At 66.4% G+C, this 15,378-nt stretch carries 12 protein-coding genes and 7 tRNA genes; 15 read left to right on the top strand and 4 right to left on the bottom strand.

The features are described 5' to 3' along the window. The first annotated feature begins 63 nt into the window (after positions 1-63). From CFB89_RS10470 to CFB89_RS10450, 5 genes are all read left to right on the top strand, one after another. Entirely contained in the window at positions 64-1,929 is a 1,866-nt protein-coding gene (locus tag CFB89_RS10470) for an extracellular solute-binding protein (RefSeq protein ID WP_089467762.1), read from the top strand. 50 nt (positions 1,930-1,979) lie between these two features. Further along, positions 1,980-3,023 (top strand): microcin C ABC transporter permease YejB, encoded by a 1,044-nt coding sequence (locus tag CFB89_RS10465; protein WP_089467761.1) that lies wholly within the window; start codon positions 1,980-1,982, stop codon positions 3,021-3,023. A 48-nt stretch (positions 3,024-3,071) separates the two neighbouring features. Beyond that, positions 3,072-4,169 (top strand): ABC transporter permease, encoded by a 1,098-nt coding sequence (locus tag CFB89_RS10460; protein ID WP_089467760.1) that lies wholly within the window; start codon positions 3,072-3,074, stop codon positions 4,167-4,169. Beyond that, entirely contained in the window at positions 4,166-5,788 is a 1,623-nt protein-coding gene (locus CFB89_RS10455) for an ABC transporter ATP-binding protein (RefSeq protein ID WP_089467759.1), read from the top strand. Before CFB89_RS10460 ends, CFB89_RS10455 begins: the two co-directional genes overlap by 4 nt. Positions 5,789-5,916: 128 nt before the next feature. Further along, positions 5,917-6,591, top strand: a complete 675-nt coding sequence (locus CFB89_RS10450) for a C40 family peptidase (protein WP_089467758.1) — start codon at positions 5,917-5,919, stop codon at positions 6,589-6,591. Positions 6,592-6,744: 153 nt separating this feature from the next. Here the strand turns inward: CFB89_RS10450 and CFB89_RS10445 are convergent, their stop codons facing one another. Next, positions 6,745-7,662: a patatin-like phospholipase family protein gene (locus CFB89_RS10445; protein ID WP_089467757.1), complete on the bottom strand. Its 918-nt coding sequence runs from the start codon at positions 7,660-7,662 to the stop codon at positions 6,745-6,747. Positions 7,663-7,937: 275 nt separating this feature from the next. Here CFB89_RS10445 and gltX point away from each other — a divergent pair, with 275 nt between their 5' ends. From gltX to CFB89_RS10400, 9 genes are all read left to right on the top strand, one after another. Then, positions 7,938-9,347 (top strand): glutamate--tRNA ligase, encoded by a 1,410-nt coding sequence (gltX, locus tag CFB89_RS10440; protein WP_089467756.1) that lies wholly within the window; start codon positions 7,938-7,940, stop codon positions 9,345-9,347. Positions 9,348-9,474: 127 nt separating this feature from the next. Continuing rightward, positions 9,475-9,550 (top strand) — tRNA-Ala (locus CFB89_RS10435). Between the two features lie 137 nt (positions 9,551-9,687). Continuing rightward, positions 9,688-9,763 (top strand) — tRNA-Glu (locus tag CFB89_RS10430). Positions 9,764-9,841: 78 nt separating this feature from the next. Then, positions 9,842-9,918 (top strand) — tRNA-Asp (locus tag CFB89_RS10425). A gap of 63 nt (positions 9,919-9,981) precedes the next feature. Beyond that, positions 9,982-10,057: transfer RNA gene (locus tag CFB89_RS10420), tRNA-Glu, on the top strand. A gap of 79 nt (positions 10,058-10,136) precedes the next feature. Next, positions 10,137-10,213: transfer RNA gene (locus tag CFB89_RS10415), tRNA-Asp, on the top strand. A gap of 65 nt (positions 10,214-10,278) precedes the next feature. After that, positions 10,279-10,354: transfer RNA gene (locus CFB89_RS10410), tRNA-Glu, on the top strand. Positions 10,355-10,427: 73 nt separating this feature from the next. Then, positions 10,428-10,504 (top strand) — tRNA-Asp (locus CFB89_RS10405). Positions 10,505-10,677: 173 nt separating this feature from the next. Continuing rightward, complete coding sequence (locus CFB89_RS10400; protein WP_089467755.1) at positions 10,678-11,142, top strand: GNAT family N-acetyltransferase; 465 nt, start codon at positions 10,678-10,680, stop codon at positions 11,140-11,142. Positions 11,143-11,167: 25 nt separating this feature from the next. On the opposite strand, the gene CFB89_RS10395 is transcribed toward CFB89_RS10400, so the two are convergent. After that, entirely contained in the window at positions 11,168-12,049 is an 882-nt protein-coding gene (locus CFB89_RS10395; protein ID WP_089467754.1) for a helix-turn-helix domain-containing protein, read from the bottom strand. 282 nt (positions 12,050-12,331) lie between these two features. Between CFB89_RS10395 and CFB89_RS10390 the strand changes: the two genes are divergently transcribed. Then, the gene (locus CFB89_RS10390; RefSeq protein WP_089467753.1) at positions 12,332-12,745 is read left to right on the top strand and encodes a gamma-glutamylcyclotransferase; all 414 of its coding nucleotides are present in this window, start codon (positions 12,332-12,334) and stop codon (positions 12,743-12,745) included. A 136-nt stretch (positions 12,746-12,881) separates the two neighbouring features. Here the strand turns inward: CFB89_RS10390 and aceB are convergent, their stop codons facing one another. Then, complete coding sequence (gene aceB / locus CFB89_RS10385) at positions 12,882-14,474, bottom strand: malate synthase A (RefSeq protein WP_089467984.1); 1,593 nt, start codon at positions 14,472-14,474, stop codon at positions 12,882-12,884. A gap of 65 nt (positions 14,475-14,539) precedes the next feature. Next, a complete protein-coding gene (locus CFB89_RS10380; protein ID WP_089467752.1) occupies positions 14,540-15,307 on the bottom strand; it encodes a haloacid dehalogenase type II in 768 nt (255 codons plus the stop codon). Positions 15,308-15,378 lie beyond the last annotated feature (71 nt).

Raw genomic sequence — 15,378 nt, 5'->3', positions numbered from 1 at the left:
CTCGACGGGTTGAATGGGTAGAATCGCTCCACGTTACTACCCTCATTCGACCACAGGGCCTCTATGACGAAGGGTTCGCCCCGGGCCGCCGCCGCGCGCGCCCGCCTCGGCGCGCTGCGGGCCGCCGGCCGCGTGGCCGCGGTGCTGGCGCTGCACGCGGCGCCGGCCGCGCACGCGGCCTACGCCATTGCGCAGTACGGCGAGCCGAAGTATCCGCCGGGCTTCAAGCATTTCGACTACGTGAATTCCGACGCGCCGAAGGGCGGCACGCTCGTGCTCGCGAATCCGAACCGGCTGACGTCGTTCGACAAGTTCAACCCGTTCACGATGCGCGGCAACCCCGCGCCCGGCATCGACATGCTGTTCGAGAGCCTCGCGACCGGCAGCTCCGACGAACCGGCGTCCGCATACGGGCTGCTGGCCGACGACATCGACGTCGCGCCGGACCGCCGTTCGGTCACGTTCCACCTGAATCCGCGCGCGCGCTTCTCGAACGGCGATCGCGTCACGGCCGACGACGTCAAGTTTTCGTTCGACACGTTGAAGAGCAAGCAGGCCGCACCGCAGTTCGGCGCGTACTTCGCCGAAATCACGAAGGCCGTGGTGGTCGATCCCGCGACCGTGCGCTTCGAATTCCACAGCGCGAACCGCGAGTTGCCGCTGATCGCCGGCGGCGTGCCGGTGTTCTCGCGCAAGTGGGGATTGCGCGCGGACGGCTCGCGCATCCCGTTCGACCAGCTCGCGTTCGAGCAGCCGATCGGCAGCGGCCCGTACGTGATCGACCATTACGACAACGGCCGCACGATCACCTACCGGCGCAACCCCGCGTACTGGGGCGCCGACCTGCCGGTGCGGATCGGCACCAACAATTTCGAACGGATCGTCTACAAGCTGTACGGCGACGGCGTCGCGCGGCTCGAAGCGTTCAAGGCCGGCGAATACGACGTGCTCGTCGAGTACATCGCGCGCAACTGGACGCGGCGCGACGTCGGCAAGCGGTTCGACAGCGGCGAGCTCGTCAAGCGCGAATTCCGCCAGCATAACGGCGCCGGCATGCAAGGCTTCTTCATGAACCTGCGCCGACCGCTGTTCCGGGACGTGCGCGTGCGTCAGGCGCTCGACCTCGCGTTCGACTTCGAATGGCTGAACCGCCAGTTGTTCTACGGCGCCTACACGCGCCTCAACAGTTATTTCGCCGACACCGACCTGCAGGCGACCGGTACGCCGGGCGCGGGCGAGCTGAAGCTGCTGGAGCCGCTGCGTGCGCAGCTCGATCCTGCGGTGTTCGGCCCGATGGTCACGCAGCCGAGCACGAATCCGCCGGGCTCGCTGCGCGCGAATCTGCTGAAGGCGCGCGCGCTGCTCGCGCAGGCCGGCTGGACCTATCGCGATGGTGCGCTGCGCAACGCGAAGGGCGAGCCGTTCACGTTCGAGATCCTCGACGATTCGGGCGCCGCGATGGAAGGGATCGTGACGGCCTACCAGCGCAATCTCGCGAAGCTCGGCATCGACGCACGCTTTCGCACGGCGGATTTCGCGCTGCTGCAGAAGCGCCTCGACGCGTTCGACTACGACATGACGACGATCCGCCTGCCGGGCGTGCAGGTGCCGGGCTCCGAGCAGTATTCGCGTTACGCGAGCAAGTTCGCCGACGAGCCGGGTTCCGACAACGTCATCGGATTGAAATCGCCGGCCGTCGACGCGTTGCTGCACGCGCTCGGCGCCGCGCAGACGCGCGAGGAACTGCTCGATGCGACGCACGCGCTCGACCGCGTGCTGATGCACGGCTACTACGCGGTGCCGCAGTGGTACAGCACGACGCACCGGATCGCGTACCGGCACACGCTGGCCTATCCGCGGACGCTGCCGCTGTACTATTCGGCCGAGGGCTGGGTCGTGTCGACCTGGTGGGCGAAGCCCGATCACTGAGCCGCGCCGGCCCCTCATCCAACCCGCCACCGATCACGAGTCGACGCCCTATGTGGAGCTACATCCTCAAACGCCTGCTGTTGATGATCCCGACGCTCGTCGGCGTGCTGACGCTCACGTTCGCGGTGATCCAGTTCGTGCCGGGCGGCCCGGTCGAGCAGGCCGTGCAGGAGTTGCGCAAGGGCGCGACGGAGCAGGGCGCGACGCCGTTCGGGATGCGCGCGCACACCGGCGTCGACGCGCAGCAGCTCGCGCAGCTCAAGGCGCTGTACGGTTTCGACAAGCCGCCGCTCGAACGCTACTGGCTGATGCTCGAGCGCTTCGCGCGCTTCGATCTCGGCGAAAGCTACTTTCGCCACCAGAGCGTGTGGTCGCTCGTCGTGCAGAAGCTGCCCGTGTCGATCAGCATCGGGCTGTGGACGTTCTTCCTCACGTATCTGATCTCGGTGCCGCTCGGCATCGCGAAGGCCGTGCGCAACGGTTCGCCGTTCGACGTCGCGACGAGCCTCGTCGTGCTGGTCGGCTATGCGATTCCCGGTTTCGTGCTCGGCGTGCTGCTGCTCGTGCTGTTCGGCGGCGGCTCGTTCTGGCAGCTCTTTCCGCTGCGCGGCCTCACGTCGGACAACTTCGCGCAGTTGTCGCTCGTCGGCAAGGTGCTCGACTATCTGTGGCACATCGCGCTGCCGATCACCGCGTCGGTCGTCGGCAGCTTCGCGGTCGTCACGATGCTCACGAAGAACGCGTTCCTCGACCAGATCCGCCGGCAATACGTGCTGACCGCGCGCGCGAAGGGGCTCTCCGAGCGCAGCGTGCTGTGGAAGCACGTGTTCCGCAATGCGATGCTGCCGCTGATCGTCGGCTTCCCGGCCGCGTTCATCGGCGCGTTCTTCACCGGCAGCCTGCTGATCGAGACGCTGTTCTCGCTCGACGGGCTCGGGCTGCTGTCGTACGAATCGGTCGTGCGGCGCGACTACCCGGTCGTGCTCGGCACGCTGTACCTGTTCACGCTGATCGGGCTCGCGACCAAGCTGATTTCCGATCTTTGCTATGTGTGGGTCGATCCGCGCATTCAATTCGACAACCTGGAGCGCTGACATGAAACGAGCCATTCGCATGCCCGGCGCCAGCGGGCGAGGCGCGCGATGAACCGGGCCGTCGCATCCCCCCGCATCGACGCGGCGCGCGCGCGCGTGTCGCCGTCGCCGGCCCGCCGCGTGTGGCAGCGCTTCAGGCGGCAGCGCCTCGGTTACTGGAGCTTCGTGATCTTCGTCGTCGTCTTCGCCGCGAGCCTCGCGGCGCCGCTGTGGTCGAACGACAAGCCGCTCGTCGTGCGCTACGACGGCCAGACCTATTTCCCGATGTTCCATGCGTACCCGGAGACGACCTTCGGCGGCGATTTCCCGACGTCGGCCGACTATCTCGATCCGTATGTGCGCAAGCGGCTCGAGGCGCCCGGCAACTTCGTCGTCTATCCGCCGAACCGCTATTACTACGACACGCTGAACTACTTCTCGAACGTGCCGAACCCGGCGCCGCCGTCGCGCGAGAACTGGCTCGGCACCGACGCGCAGGGCCGCGACCTGCTCGCGCGGCTCGTGTACGGGTTCCGCATCTCGGTCGAGTTCGGGCTGATCCTGACCGTGATCGGCACGCTGCTCGGGATCGCCGCAGGCGCGGTGCAAGGCTTTTTCGGCGGGCGCATCGACATCGTCGGGCAGCGACTGATCGAGATCTGGAGTTCGCTGCCCGAGCTGTACCTGCTGATCATCTTCGCGTCGATCTTCGAGCCGAGCTTCCTGCTGCTGATCGTGCTGCTGTCGCTGTTCGGGTGGATCGGGCTCGCCGACTACGTGCGTGCCGAGTTCCTGCGCAACCGCACGCAGGATTACGTGCGCGCGGCCCGCGCGATGGGGCTGACGAACTGGCAGATCATCTGGCGCCACGTGCTGCCGAACAGCCTCACGCCGGTGATCACGTTCCTGCCGTTCCGGATGAGCGGCTCGATCCTCGCGCTCACCAGCCTCGATTTCCTCGGGCTCGGCGTGCCGCCGCCGACGCCGAGTCTCGGCGAGCTGCTCGCGCAGGGCAAGGGCAACCTCGACGCGTGGTGGATCTCGCTGTCGACGTTCGGCGTGCTGGTCGCGACGCTGCTGCTGCTGACCTTCATGGGCGATGCGTTGCGCAACGCGCTCGACACGCGGATCGCCGATTCGGTGCGCGCGGCCGGAGGCCAGCGATGAGCGACGCCATCGTATCGAAGGCGGACGAGCCGCTGCTGTCGCTCGAGCATCTGCACGTGCGTTTCGGCGACACGGTCGCGGTGGACGACGTGACGCTCGCGATCGGGCGCGGCGAGCGGGTCGCGCTCGTCGGCGAGTCGGGGTCGGGCAAGAGCGTGACCGCGCTGTCGATCCTGCGGTTGCTGCGCGACGCCGAAGTAAGCGGCGCGATCCGCTTCGCGGGCCAGGATCTGGCGGCCAAGAGCGAGCGCGAGATGCGCGGGCTGCGCGGCTCGGACATCGCGATGATCTTCCAGGAGCCGATGACGGCGCTCAACCCGCTGTATACGATCGGCGTGCAGATCGGCGAGACGATCGTGCTGCACGACGGCGTGTCGGCCGTCGAGGCGCGCAAGCGGGCGATCGCGTTGCTCGCGCGCACCGGCATCGCGGAGCCCGAGAAACGCGTCGACAGCTACCCGCACCAGTTGTCGGGCGGCCAGCGGCAGCGCGCGATGATCGCGATGGCGCTCGCGTGCCGGCCGCGCCTGCTGCTCGCCGACGAGCCGACCACCGCGCTCGACGTGACGATCCGCGCGCAGATCGTCGACCTGCTGCTGGCGCTGCAGCGCGAGGAGGCGGAAAAGCGCGGGATGGCGATCCTGCTGATCACGCACGACCTGAATCTCGTGCGGCACTTCGCGCAGCGCGTCGCGGTGATGGAGCATGGCCGGCTCGTCGAGAGCGGGCCGGTCGAGCGGATCTTCGCGGCGCCCGAGCATCCGTATACGCAGCGGCTGCTGAACAGCCGGCCGCAGCGCGCGGTCACGCCGGTGATGCCGATCGCGCCGGTCGTGCTCGACGCGCGCCACGTCAGCGTGCAGTTCGCGCGCAAGCGGCCGGGCTTCGCGGGCTGGTTCGGCACGGTGCCGGTGACGGCCGTGGCCGACGTGTCGGTGTCGGTGCGGCAGGGCGAAACGCTCGGCATCGTCGGCGAATCGGGATCGGGGAAATCCACGCTCGCGATGGCGCTGCTCGGGCTGCAGAAGACGGCCGGCGGCGAGATCGAATTCCAGGGACGTGCGCTGTCGACCTATCGCGGCCGCGAACAGGCCGCGTTGCGCTCGAACATGCAGGTGGTCTTTCAGGATCCGTTCAGCTCGCTTTCGCCGCGTCACACGATCGAGCGGATCGTGGGCGAGGGGCTCGAGCTGCATCGCCCGGACATGACGCCCGACGCGCGCCGCGCGAAGTCGCTCGCGGTGCTGCGCGAAGTCGGCCTCGACCGCACGGTGCTGCACCGTTATCCGCACGAATTCTCGGGCGGCCAGCGCCAGCGGATCGCGATCGCGCGGGCGCTGGTGCTGGAGCCCCGCATCCTGATCCTCGACGAGCCGACGTCCGCGCTCGACGTGTCGATCCAGCAGCAGGTGCTGAAGCTGCTTGCGAATTTGCAACAGAAATACAACCTGGGCTACGTGTTCATCAGCCACGACCTGGAGGTGATCGGCGCGATGGCGCACCGCGTCGCGGTGATGCAGGACGGCGCCGTCGTCGAGTCGGGGGAGGTCGCCGACATCTTCGGCAGACCGTCACATCCTTACACACAAAAGCTGTTGAAAGCCGTCTGGAAAGCGTGATAGGGGTCCAATGGTCTGACCATCTCGATTGTATTTATTAATTTGTTTTGACAAACGATTACGCGCTGGCTAGTATCGACCGAAATTTTCCGCCAATCAGCTGATTTTTAAGCACATTCCATCGACCAATGCAGCATCGATCCCTGACCCAGGCATGCGCGCGCACCATCGCCGGGCTGTTCATCGGCGCCCTGTTCGCAGCAGCACCCGGCGCGTTCGCCGACGAAGTCAGCAGTTTTAACCAGAATGTCACCAATTCGACTCAGTTCGGGTCGGGTTCCTCCCTCCAGCAGACCAGCGCGCAGCCGTCGAGCGGCGGCGCGAAGTCGTTCCTTGCCGGCATGGCGGGCAAGGCAGGCGACGTGGTCGTCGGCGCGCTGAACATGATCGGCGTGCGGTATCGCTGGGGCGGCAACTCGCCGGATTCGGGCCTCGACTGCAGCGGCTTCGTGCGCTACGTGTTCCAGGACACGCTCGGCATGTCGCTGCCGCGTCGCGCGGAAGAGATGAGCCGCGTCGGCGAGAAAGTGAGCATGAGCAACCTGAAGCCGGGCGATCTCGTGTTCTTCAACACGATGCGCCGCACGTTCTCGCACGTCGGCATCTACATCGGCGACAACAAGTTCGTGCATTCGCCGTCGACGGGCAGCACCGTCCGCGTCGACGATCTCGACAGCGGCTACTGGGAAAAGCGTTTCACCGGCGCGCGCCGGATCGAATCGGAATTCCCGCCGATGAAGCCGGAAGACCTGCGCCGCGTGCGCGCGACGATCGGCGACGATTCGGCGAACGGCAACAACTGACGTTTGCCGGTCGATCAGGCCGGACGATAAAAAACCCTGTCACCGAAAGGCGGCAGGGTTTTTTGCTTTTGGAGCGGCGCCAAAGGCGAGGCGGAAGTCGTTCCGTCGGCCGCCGGGCGGCGGCCCGTGGCGCGGCCTCCCGCCCGTCGCGGCTTACGCGGCGGCCGTCACGCCGCGCGCCGCCGCGAGCTTGCGCTGCAGTTCCGGCATGATGCGCGCGACCGCTTCCTCGCCCGCGAGGATCGCCGCGTTGCGCTGGTTGAAGTCGCTGCCGCCCATCGCCGCGAGGTTCGGGCGAATCACGACGTCCGCGTACTTGGCGAGCTCGTAGGTCTTGATCGTCTGGCCCATGATCGTGAAGGTCTGCAGCAGCATCTCGATCGGGTTGTTGGTCGCCGCGCCGTCCGGCCTGGCCGAGATGTCGACCGCGATCACGAAGCTCGCGCCCATCTTGCGCGCAAACGACGCCGGCACCGGGCTCACCAGGCCGCCGTCCACATATTCGCGCGTGCCGATCTTCACCGGCTCGAACACCGACGGCACGCTGCACGACGCGCGCACCGCGAGCCCCGTGTTGCCTTGCTGGAACAGGATCGGCTGGCCGCTTTGCAGGTCCGTCGCGACGATGCCGAGCGGCTTCGCCATCTTCTCGATCGGCCGGTTGTTGAGCGTCTTGTTCAGGAAGTTCTGCAGCGCGACGCCTTGCAGCAGGCCGCGCGAGCGGAACGGCAGCGCCCAGTCGCTGATCGCCGCCTCGTCCATGTCGAGGGCGATCCTGTTGATCTGCAGCGCGTTCATGCCCGACGCGTAGAGCGCGCCAACCACCGAGCCTGCGCTCGTCCCGGCGACGATCTCGATCGGAATGCCGCGCGCCTCGAGCGCCTTCAGCACGCCGATGTGCGAGAAGCCGCGCGCGGCGCCGCCGCCGAGCGCGACGCCGATCTTGACGGGCTTCTCCTGCGGCAGGGCCGTGCCGGGACGGGACTTGTCGCCGAAGGAGGTGCAGGCGGCGAGGCTGGCGGACGCGCACGCGATCGTGAAGTGGCGGCGCGACAGGCGAGGGGACGACATCGATGGTTCTCCGGCGGCTTGGCGGCGGGTCACACGGCCCGCGCGGCTGCGATGGTTTCCGAGGGCGCGCGGTGGGTTCCGCGCGGCCGGCGCCGCACCGGCTGGCGGCCGCGGCGCGCACATCATAAAGCAAGCGGTGCGCTTGGCGCGATGTCCGGCGCGAGTATAATTCCGGCTTCTTTCCCGTTCCGGGCGTCGCCGGCTCCGTTGCTGTCCGGGCTGCCGTCGTCCCGCGTCGAATCATTCATGCGCCCCAGGCGTTCGAGTTACCGTTTATGACCCGTCCTGTCCGTACCCGCTTCGCGCCGAGTCCCACCGGCTTCATCCACCTCGGCAACATCCGCTCCGCACTGTATCCGTGGGCGTTCGCCCGCAAGATGAAAGGCACGTTCGTGCTGCGCATCGAGGATACCGACGTCGAGCGCTCGTCGCAGGAAGCGGTCGATGCGATCCTCGAAGGGATGCAATGGCTCGGGCTGGATTTCGACGAAGGCCCGATCTACCAGATGCAGCGGATGGACCGCTATCGCGAAGTGCTCGCGCAGATGCTCGAGAAGGGCCTCGCATACCCGTGCTACATGTCGGCCGAGGAACTCGACGCGTTGCGCGAACGCCAGCGCGAAGCCGGCCTGAAGCCGCGCTACGACGGCACGTGGCGCCCGGAGCCCGGCAAGGTGCTGCCGGAGCCGCCGGCCGGCGTGAAGCCGGTGCTGCGTTTCCGCAATCCGCTGACGGGCACGGTCGTGTGGGACGACGCGGTGAAGGGGCGTGTCGAGATCTCGAACGAGGAGCTCGACGACCTCGTGATCGCGCGCCCGGACGGCACGCCGATCTACAACTTCTGCGTGGTGGTGGACGACATGGACATGGGCATCACGCACGTGATCCGCGGCGACGACCACGTGAACAACACGCCGCGCCAGATCAACATCCTGAACGCACTCGGCGGCGAGCCGCCCGTCTATGCGCACCTGCCGACCGTGCTGAACGAGCAGGGCGAGAAGATGAGCAAGCGGCATGGCGCGATGAGCGTGATGGCGTACCGCGACGCGGGCTTCCTGCCGGAGGCCGTCGTCAATTATCTCGCGCGCCTCGGCTGGTCGCACGGCGACGCCGAGATCTTCTCGCGCGAGCAGTTCGTCGAATGGTTCGACCTCGAGCATCTCGGCAAGTCGCCGGCGCAGTACGACCACAGCAAGCTGAGCTGGCTGAACGCGCATTACATCAAGGAAGCCGACAACGCGCGCCTCGCGGCGCTCGCGAAACCGTTCCTCGATGCGCTCGGCATCGACGACGCGGCGATCGCGACGGGCCCCGCGCTCGACGCGGTGGTCGGCCTGATGAAGGATCGTGCGACGACGGTCAAGGAGATCGCGGAAGGCGCAGCGATGTTCTACCGTGTGCCGGCGCCCGACGCCGATGCGCTCGCGCAGCACGTGACCGATGCGGTGCGGCCGGCGCTGGCCGATCTCGTCGCCGCGCTGAAGGCGGCCGACTGGACGAAGGAGGCGGTGTCCGCGGCGTTGAAGGCGACGCTCGCCACGCACAAGCTGAAGATGCCGCAGCTCGCGATGCCGGTGCGTCTGCTGGTGGCGGGCACGACGCACACGCCGTCGATCGATGCGGTGCTCGTGCTGTTCGGTCGCGACGTCGTGGTATCGCGTATCGAGGCCGCGCTGGCCTGACGTATGGGCGAGAGCGAAGCCGCCGCGCATGAGCGCGCGGCGGCTTCGCAAAAAATTTCGCGCGAATCGTAAAAAGGGTATTTACAAGTTCGAAATCGGTCCATATAATCTCATTTCTGTTCTGCAAGGGGGTATAGCTCAGCTGGGAGAGCGCTTGCATGGCATGCAAGAGGTCAGCGGTTCGATCCCGCTTACCTCCACCAACAGAACAAGCTGGATTGATTTGCGAAGCAGCGGTAGTAATAAATGCTTCACAAAATGATTCAAAGCAGTTAGAATTTCGGCCTTCGCTGTTGACTGAAAGTAAATAGCGAAAGTCAGACAAATCTGAAAAGATTTTGTCCCCTTCGTCTAGAGGCCTAGGACATCACCCTTTCACGGTGAGTACAGGGGTTCGAATCCCCTAGGGGACGCCAAATTCAGCGGCGTTTCGTAGAAGTGTCGCAAGGCTTGCAGGAACGTAACCGACGTCCTGCAGGTTGGGTAAGAAAGCTGGAGCGGTAGTTCAGTCGGTTAGAATACCGGCCTGTCACGCCGGGGGTCGCGGGTTCGAGTCCCGTCCGCTCCGCCAGAACGAAGCCCGTTCAAGACGTTTTTGAGCGGGCTTTTGTATTAAAGATGTAAGCAGTGTGTTGTCCCCTTCGTCTAGAGGCCTAGGACATCACCCTTTCACGGTGAGTACAGGGGTTCGAATCCCCTAGGGGACGCCAGATTCAGCGGCGTTTCGTAGAAGTGTCACAACGCGTGCGGGAACGTGACGAGATCCTGTAGGCGGTGGTGCAGAAAGCTGGAGCGGTAGTTCAGTTGGTTAGAATACCGGCCTGTCACGCCGGGGGTCGCGGGTTCGAGCCCCGTCCGCTCCGCCAGAACGAAGCCCGTTCAAAAAACGTTTTTGAACGGGCTTTCTCGTTAAGGATGTAAGCAGTACGTTGTCCCCTTCGTCTAGAGGCCTAGGACATCACCCTTTCACGGTGAGTACAGGGGTTCGAATCCCCTAGGGGACGCCAGATTTCGGCGTCGTTCGAACAAACGACGCGCCGGCAGGAAGTAACCGACGCCTGCCAGGCAAGCAGCAAGACTGGAGCGGTAGTTCAGTCGGTTAGAATACCGGCCTGTCACGCCGGGGGTCGCGGGTTCGAGTCCCGTCCGCTCCGCCAGAAAATGAAGAAGCCCGCCGCGTGCGGGCTTTTTCATTTGCGTCGTTGGTGACGCCTTCCGCTTACGCCTATCCCGCGTGCCGCATCGCGCGCCGCGCCCCTACGAGAAATTCGCGATTGCATCCGCACGCGACTGCGCTATCGTGGCGGGATGCGTTTCCGACTCCTGCGCGATGCTCGATCCGACCGACCTGCGACTCCTGTATCAGCTCCGCCCCGCGGAGCCCGCCGATTTTCCGTATGCCGAAGCGCTCACGCACGGCAACATGGGCGGCTACTACAAGCGCCACGGGCTCGTGTGGCGCAGCGACCTGTTCTATGCGAGCTGGCGCGAATCGGAGAACTTCATCCTCGAAGCCGACGGCGAGCGCATCGGCGTGCTGCGCGTGACCGAGGAGGGCGATTCGCTGCATATCCGCGACGTGCAGATCGCGGCTGGCCATCGCGGGCAAGGCGCCGGCACCTACATGCTCGAGATGTCGCATCGGTGGGCGCGTGCGCGCGGGCTGCATGAACTGCAGTTGCGCGTGTTCGTCGACAATCCTGCCGCGCATCTGTACCTGCGCATGGGCTACCGGGTTACCGGGCCGCGGCTTGCGCAACTCGGCTCGATCCGTCATATGGTGCGGCCGGTCTGACGGTCCGGCGCGCCGGACCGCGCGATCAGCGGGCCGCGTCGATTGCGCCGCCGTCGTCCGGTGTTTCGTTTTCCGCGACGTCGCCTTCCGGGCCTCGATGCTCGTAGCCGCGCAGCATGAACGCGCGCGGGCTTTCGCCGAATGCGCGGCGGAACATGGCCGAGAACGCGCTCTGGCTCTGATAGCCGAGTTCGCGCGCGATGTGCGACAACGGGCGCCCCTGGTTCAGCAGCGGGATCGCCCGCGCGAGCAGCGCCTGCTGGCGCCACTGCGAAAAGCTCACGCCCAGTTCCTGCTTGAAGAGCCGGGAGATCGTGCGCGTGCTCGCGCCGACCTCGCTCGCCCAGTGTTCGAGCGACTCCGCATGCGCGGGCTGCGCGAGTACCGATTCGCACAGCAGGCGCAGCCGTTTTTCGTCCGGCATCGGCACCGCGAGCGGCAACGGTTCGGCATGACTCAGCTCGTCGAGCACGAGCCCGCACAGCAGGCGCTCGCGCGCGGCGCTCAGGTCGCGCGCGTCGAGTGCGACGATCAGCTCGCGCAGCAGTCCCGTCACCTCGACGACGCGGCATGCGTCGAGCCCGTCCGGCACGATCGACTCGTCGATATACAGCGTGCGCAAATAGGCCTCTTCGACGATCACGACTTCGTGCGTCACGTGCGGCGGCACCCAGATCGCGCGGGACGGCGGCACCATCCAGGTCGTGCCGGTCGTCGCCACGCGCAGCACGCCGCGCGACGCATACGCGAGCTGCGCCCACGCATGCGTGTGCAGCGGAATGCGGCGGCCGGCATCGACCTGCCGCGCGCGCACGCGCATCGGATGGACGGCGGTCGGCGCGAATTCCGGCGGAATGTCGATGACGTCGTACGGGTTCGATACGTCGGCTGAGGCGGGCGGATTCATGAACGGTTCGGGCGGCGCGGCGGCGGTGCCGTTATTTTAGAAGGCGCAGCGCTTGCGCATGCGGCGGTTTTTTGGGCCATCATGCCGGGTTCAAATGAACTTTGTGTGGGCGCCGGCGAATCCGCAGCGGCTCCCCGAAGCCGGTCGTCCGAAGCCGGTCGGGTCGACGGTTCGAACCATCGGACCGATATCGGGGTCTACCGATGCGTGCGCCACGTCGCGCCCATCGCGCGCCGATCGCACGCAAACACGGCAACACACGAATCGAAGAGGAGAACCACGATGCGCCACGTATTCGTCTATGGCACCTTGAGAGCCGGACAGGCCAACGACATCGCCCATGCGGCCGCCCGCCACGGCATCGCCGCGCCGACACTGCTGGGCGCGGCCGCGCTACCGGGCGAACTGGTCGATTTCGGCATGTATCCGGGCATGATCGCCGGGACGGCCGGTAAGTCGCTGGTGTGGGGCGACGTCTATGCGGTCGACGAGCAGCTCGTCCCGGTGCTGGACGAGATCGAGCGCGTCTATCCGGGCGTCGACTCACTGTTCAAGCCGGAGGAGGTAACGGTCGAGCTCGGCGGCCGGCAGTACGCGTGCCTGTATTATCCGGTCGCCGCGGATGCGGCAGCCGGGCGTCCGCGCATCGCGTCGGGCGATTGGGTCCAGCACCGGCGCGAGCAGGAAGCCGCCTGAGCGTGCCTGCAGGCGGCGGCTGGATTCGCCGCAAAAGAGAAAGCGCCCGCGGGCGCTTTTTTCATGCCGGTGACCCGTCATCGCATGCGACTGCCGACACGGCGTGGCCGCCCGGCGATCGCAGCGGGCGGCGTCGTCAGATTTCCTCGTACAGCGGCAGCGTCAGGAATTCGGTGAAGCCTTCCGACGTGGACATCTGCTCGAAGATCGCCGCGGCGCGTTCGTACGGCTGCGTGTTGCCGCCGACCGAACGCTTCACGTTGTCGAGCTCGATCTTCGCGAATTCGCGCACGAGGTCGGCCGTGACTTTGCGGCCGTCGTCGAGCACGCCCTTCGGCGAGCGGATCCATTGCCACACCTGCGAGCGGGAAATCTCGGCCGTCGCCGCGTCTTCCATCAGGTTGTGGATCGGCACGCAGCCGTTGCCGTCGAGCCACGCGCCGAGGTAGTGAATCCCCACGTTGATGTTGTTGCGCAGGCCGGCTTCGGTGATCGGCGCTTCCGGCTGGAAGTCGAGCAGGTTCCTGCCTTCGACCTGCACGTCGTCGCGCTGCTTCGCGATCTGGTTCGGCTGGTCGCCCAGCACCTTGACGAACTCCTCCATCGCGATCGGCACGAGGCCCGGGTGCGCGACCCAGCCGCCGTCGTAGCCGTCGGTCGCGTCGCGCTGCTTGTCCGAGCGCACGCCGCCCATCGCCTTGTCGTTCGCTTCCGGATCGTTCTTGATCGGAATCAGCGCGCTCATCCCGCCGATCGCCGGCGCGTTGCGCTTGTGGCACGTCTTCAGCAGCAGCAGCGCGTACGCGCGCATGAACGGCACGGTCATCATGATCTTCGAACGGTCGGCCAGGCAGAAGTCGCGGTCGTTCTTGAACTTCTTGATCGCCGAGAAGATGTAGTCCCAGCGGCCGGCGTTCAGGCCCGAGCTGTGTTCGCGCAGTTCGTACAGGATCTCGTCCATCTCGAACGCGGCGAGAATCGTCTCGATCAGCACCGTCGCGCGGATCGTGCCGCGCGGCACGCCGACCGCTTCCTGCGCGGCGACGAAGATGTCGTTCCACAGGCGCGCCTCGAGATGGCTTTCCATCTTCGGCAGATAGAAGTACGGGCCCGAGCCGCGCGCGATCAGTTCCTTCGCGTTGTGGAACAGGAACAGCGCGAAATCGAAGATGCCGCCGGACACGCGCTGGCCGTCGACCGTCACGTGCTTCTCGTCGAGATGCCAGCCGCGCGGACGCACGATCAGCGTCGCGACCTTGTCGTTCAGCTTGTACGACTTGCCGTTCTGCTCGAGCGAGATCGTGCGGCGCACTGCGTCCTTCAGGTTGATCTGGCCGTCGATCTGGTTCGTCCAGCTCGGCGCGTTCGAATCCTCGAAGTCCGTCATGTACGAATCGGCGCCCGAGTTCAGCGCGTTGATGATCATCTTGCGCTCGACCGGGCCCGTGATCTCGACGCGGCGGCATTGCAGGTCGGCCGGCAGCGGCGCGACCTTCCAGTCGCCGTCGCGGATCGCCTGCGTCTCGGCGAGGAAATCGGGGTGCTCGCCCGCGTCGAGGCGTTTCGTGCGCTCGGCGCGCGCCTGCAGCAGCGTCTGGCGACGCGCTTCGAACGTGCGATGCAGCGACGCGACGAGTGCCAGCGCGTCGGGCGTCAGGATCGCTTCGTAACCCGGCTTGATTTCGCCGGTGATCGTCATGCCTTGCGGCAGCGTGATCGGGGTGCTCATGAGTCTCATCTCCTTGGTCGGTCAGTTGCGGTTTCTGTGAAAGGGGAAGGCGGCAGCTGCGAACGTCACGCACCCGGGCCGGGGCGCGTGCGATTTGCGGGTCTGCCGGACGGAGCCGGGGCGGGGGTGGCGAGGAAGGCGAGCAGGTCGGCCATGCCGGTGCCCGTGCCGTCGGGCGGCGCGCCGAGTTCCTCGGCAGGTGCGCCCGTGCGGTTGAGCCAGAACGTCGTGTAGCCGAACCAGGTGGCGCCGGCGACGTCCCATGCGTTCGACGACACGAACACGATGTCGCGCGGGTTCGCCCCGAACGCGGCGGTGCCGAGCGCATAGGCGGCCGGGCTCGGCTTGTACGCGCGCACGGCGTCGGCCGACAGCACGCGATCGAACAGGCCGGTCATGCCCGCGCTCTTGATCGCGATGTCGAGCATCTGCGGGGTGCCGTTCGACAGGATCGCGAGCGGCGGGCGCGGGTCGAGCGCGCGCAGCTTGCGCAGCGCGGGCACCGTGTCGGGATAGGTGGACAGGCATGCGTATTCGTCCATCAGCCGCTTCTCGGCCGCGCTGTTCAGCGCGAGGCCGAGCCGGCGCGCGGCGAACCGCAGCGCATCGAGCGTGATGTCCCGGAACGGGCGGTAGTGCGCGCCGGCCGGATCGGCGAGCGTGCGCAGTTGCGAGTATTCGATCTGCTTGCGTCGCCACAGCTGCGACAACCGTTCCCCGTGTCCGGGAAACATCTGCTCGGCCGCGGCCAGCACGGCGCGCACGTCGAACAACGTGCCGAATGCGTCGAAGAGAATGGCGTCGGGAGGGGAGAGTGTCGTTGTGGCCGACATAGCCTTGCGCTCCAGTTTCAGAGGTCGGGTCGATTCTATTCGTGATCGAAGATGCTAAAAAAGACGCTAAA

The organism is Burkholderia sp. AU16741 (genome assembly GCF_002223345.1).
GTDB lineage: Bacteria > Pseudomonadota > Gammaproteobacteria > Burkholderiales > Burkholderiaceae > Burkholderia > Burkholderia sola.
Note: the sequence above shows the minus strand (reverse complement) of the source record. Positions and strands in the feature narration are given on the sequence as shown.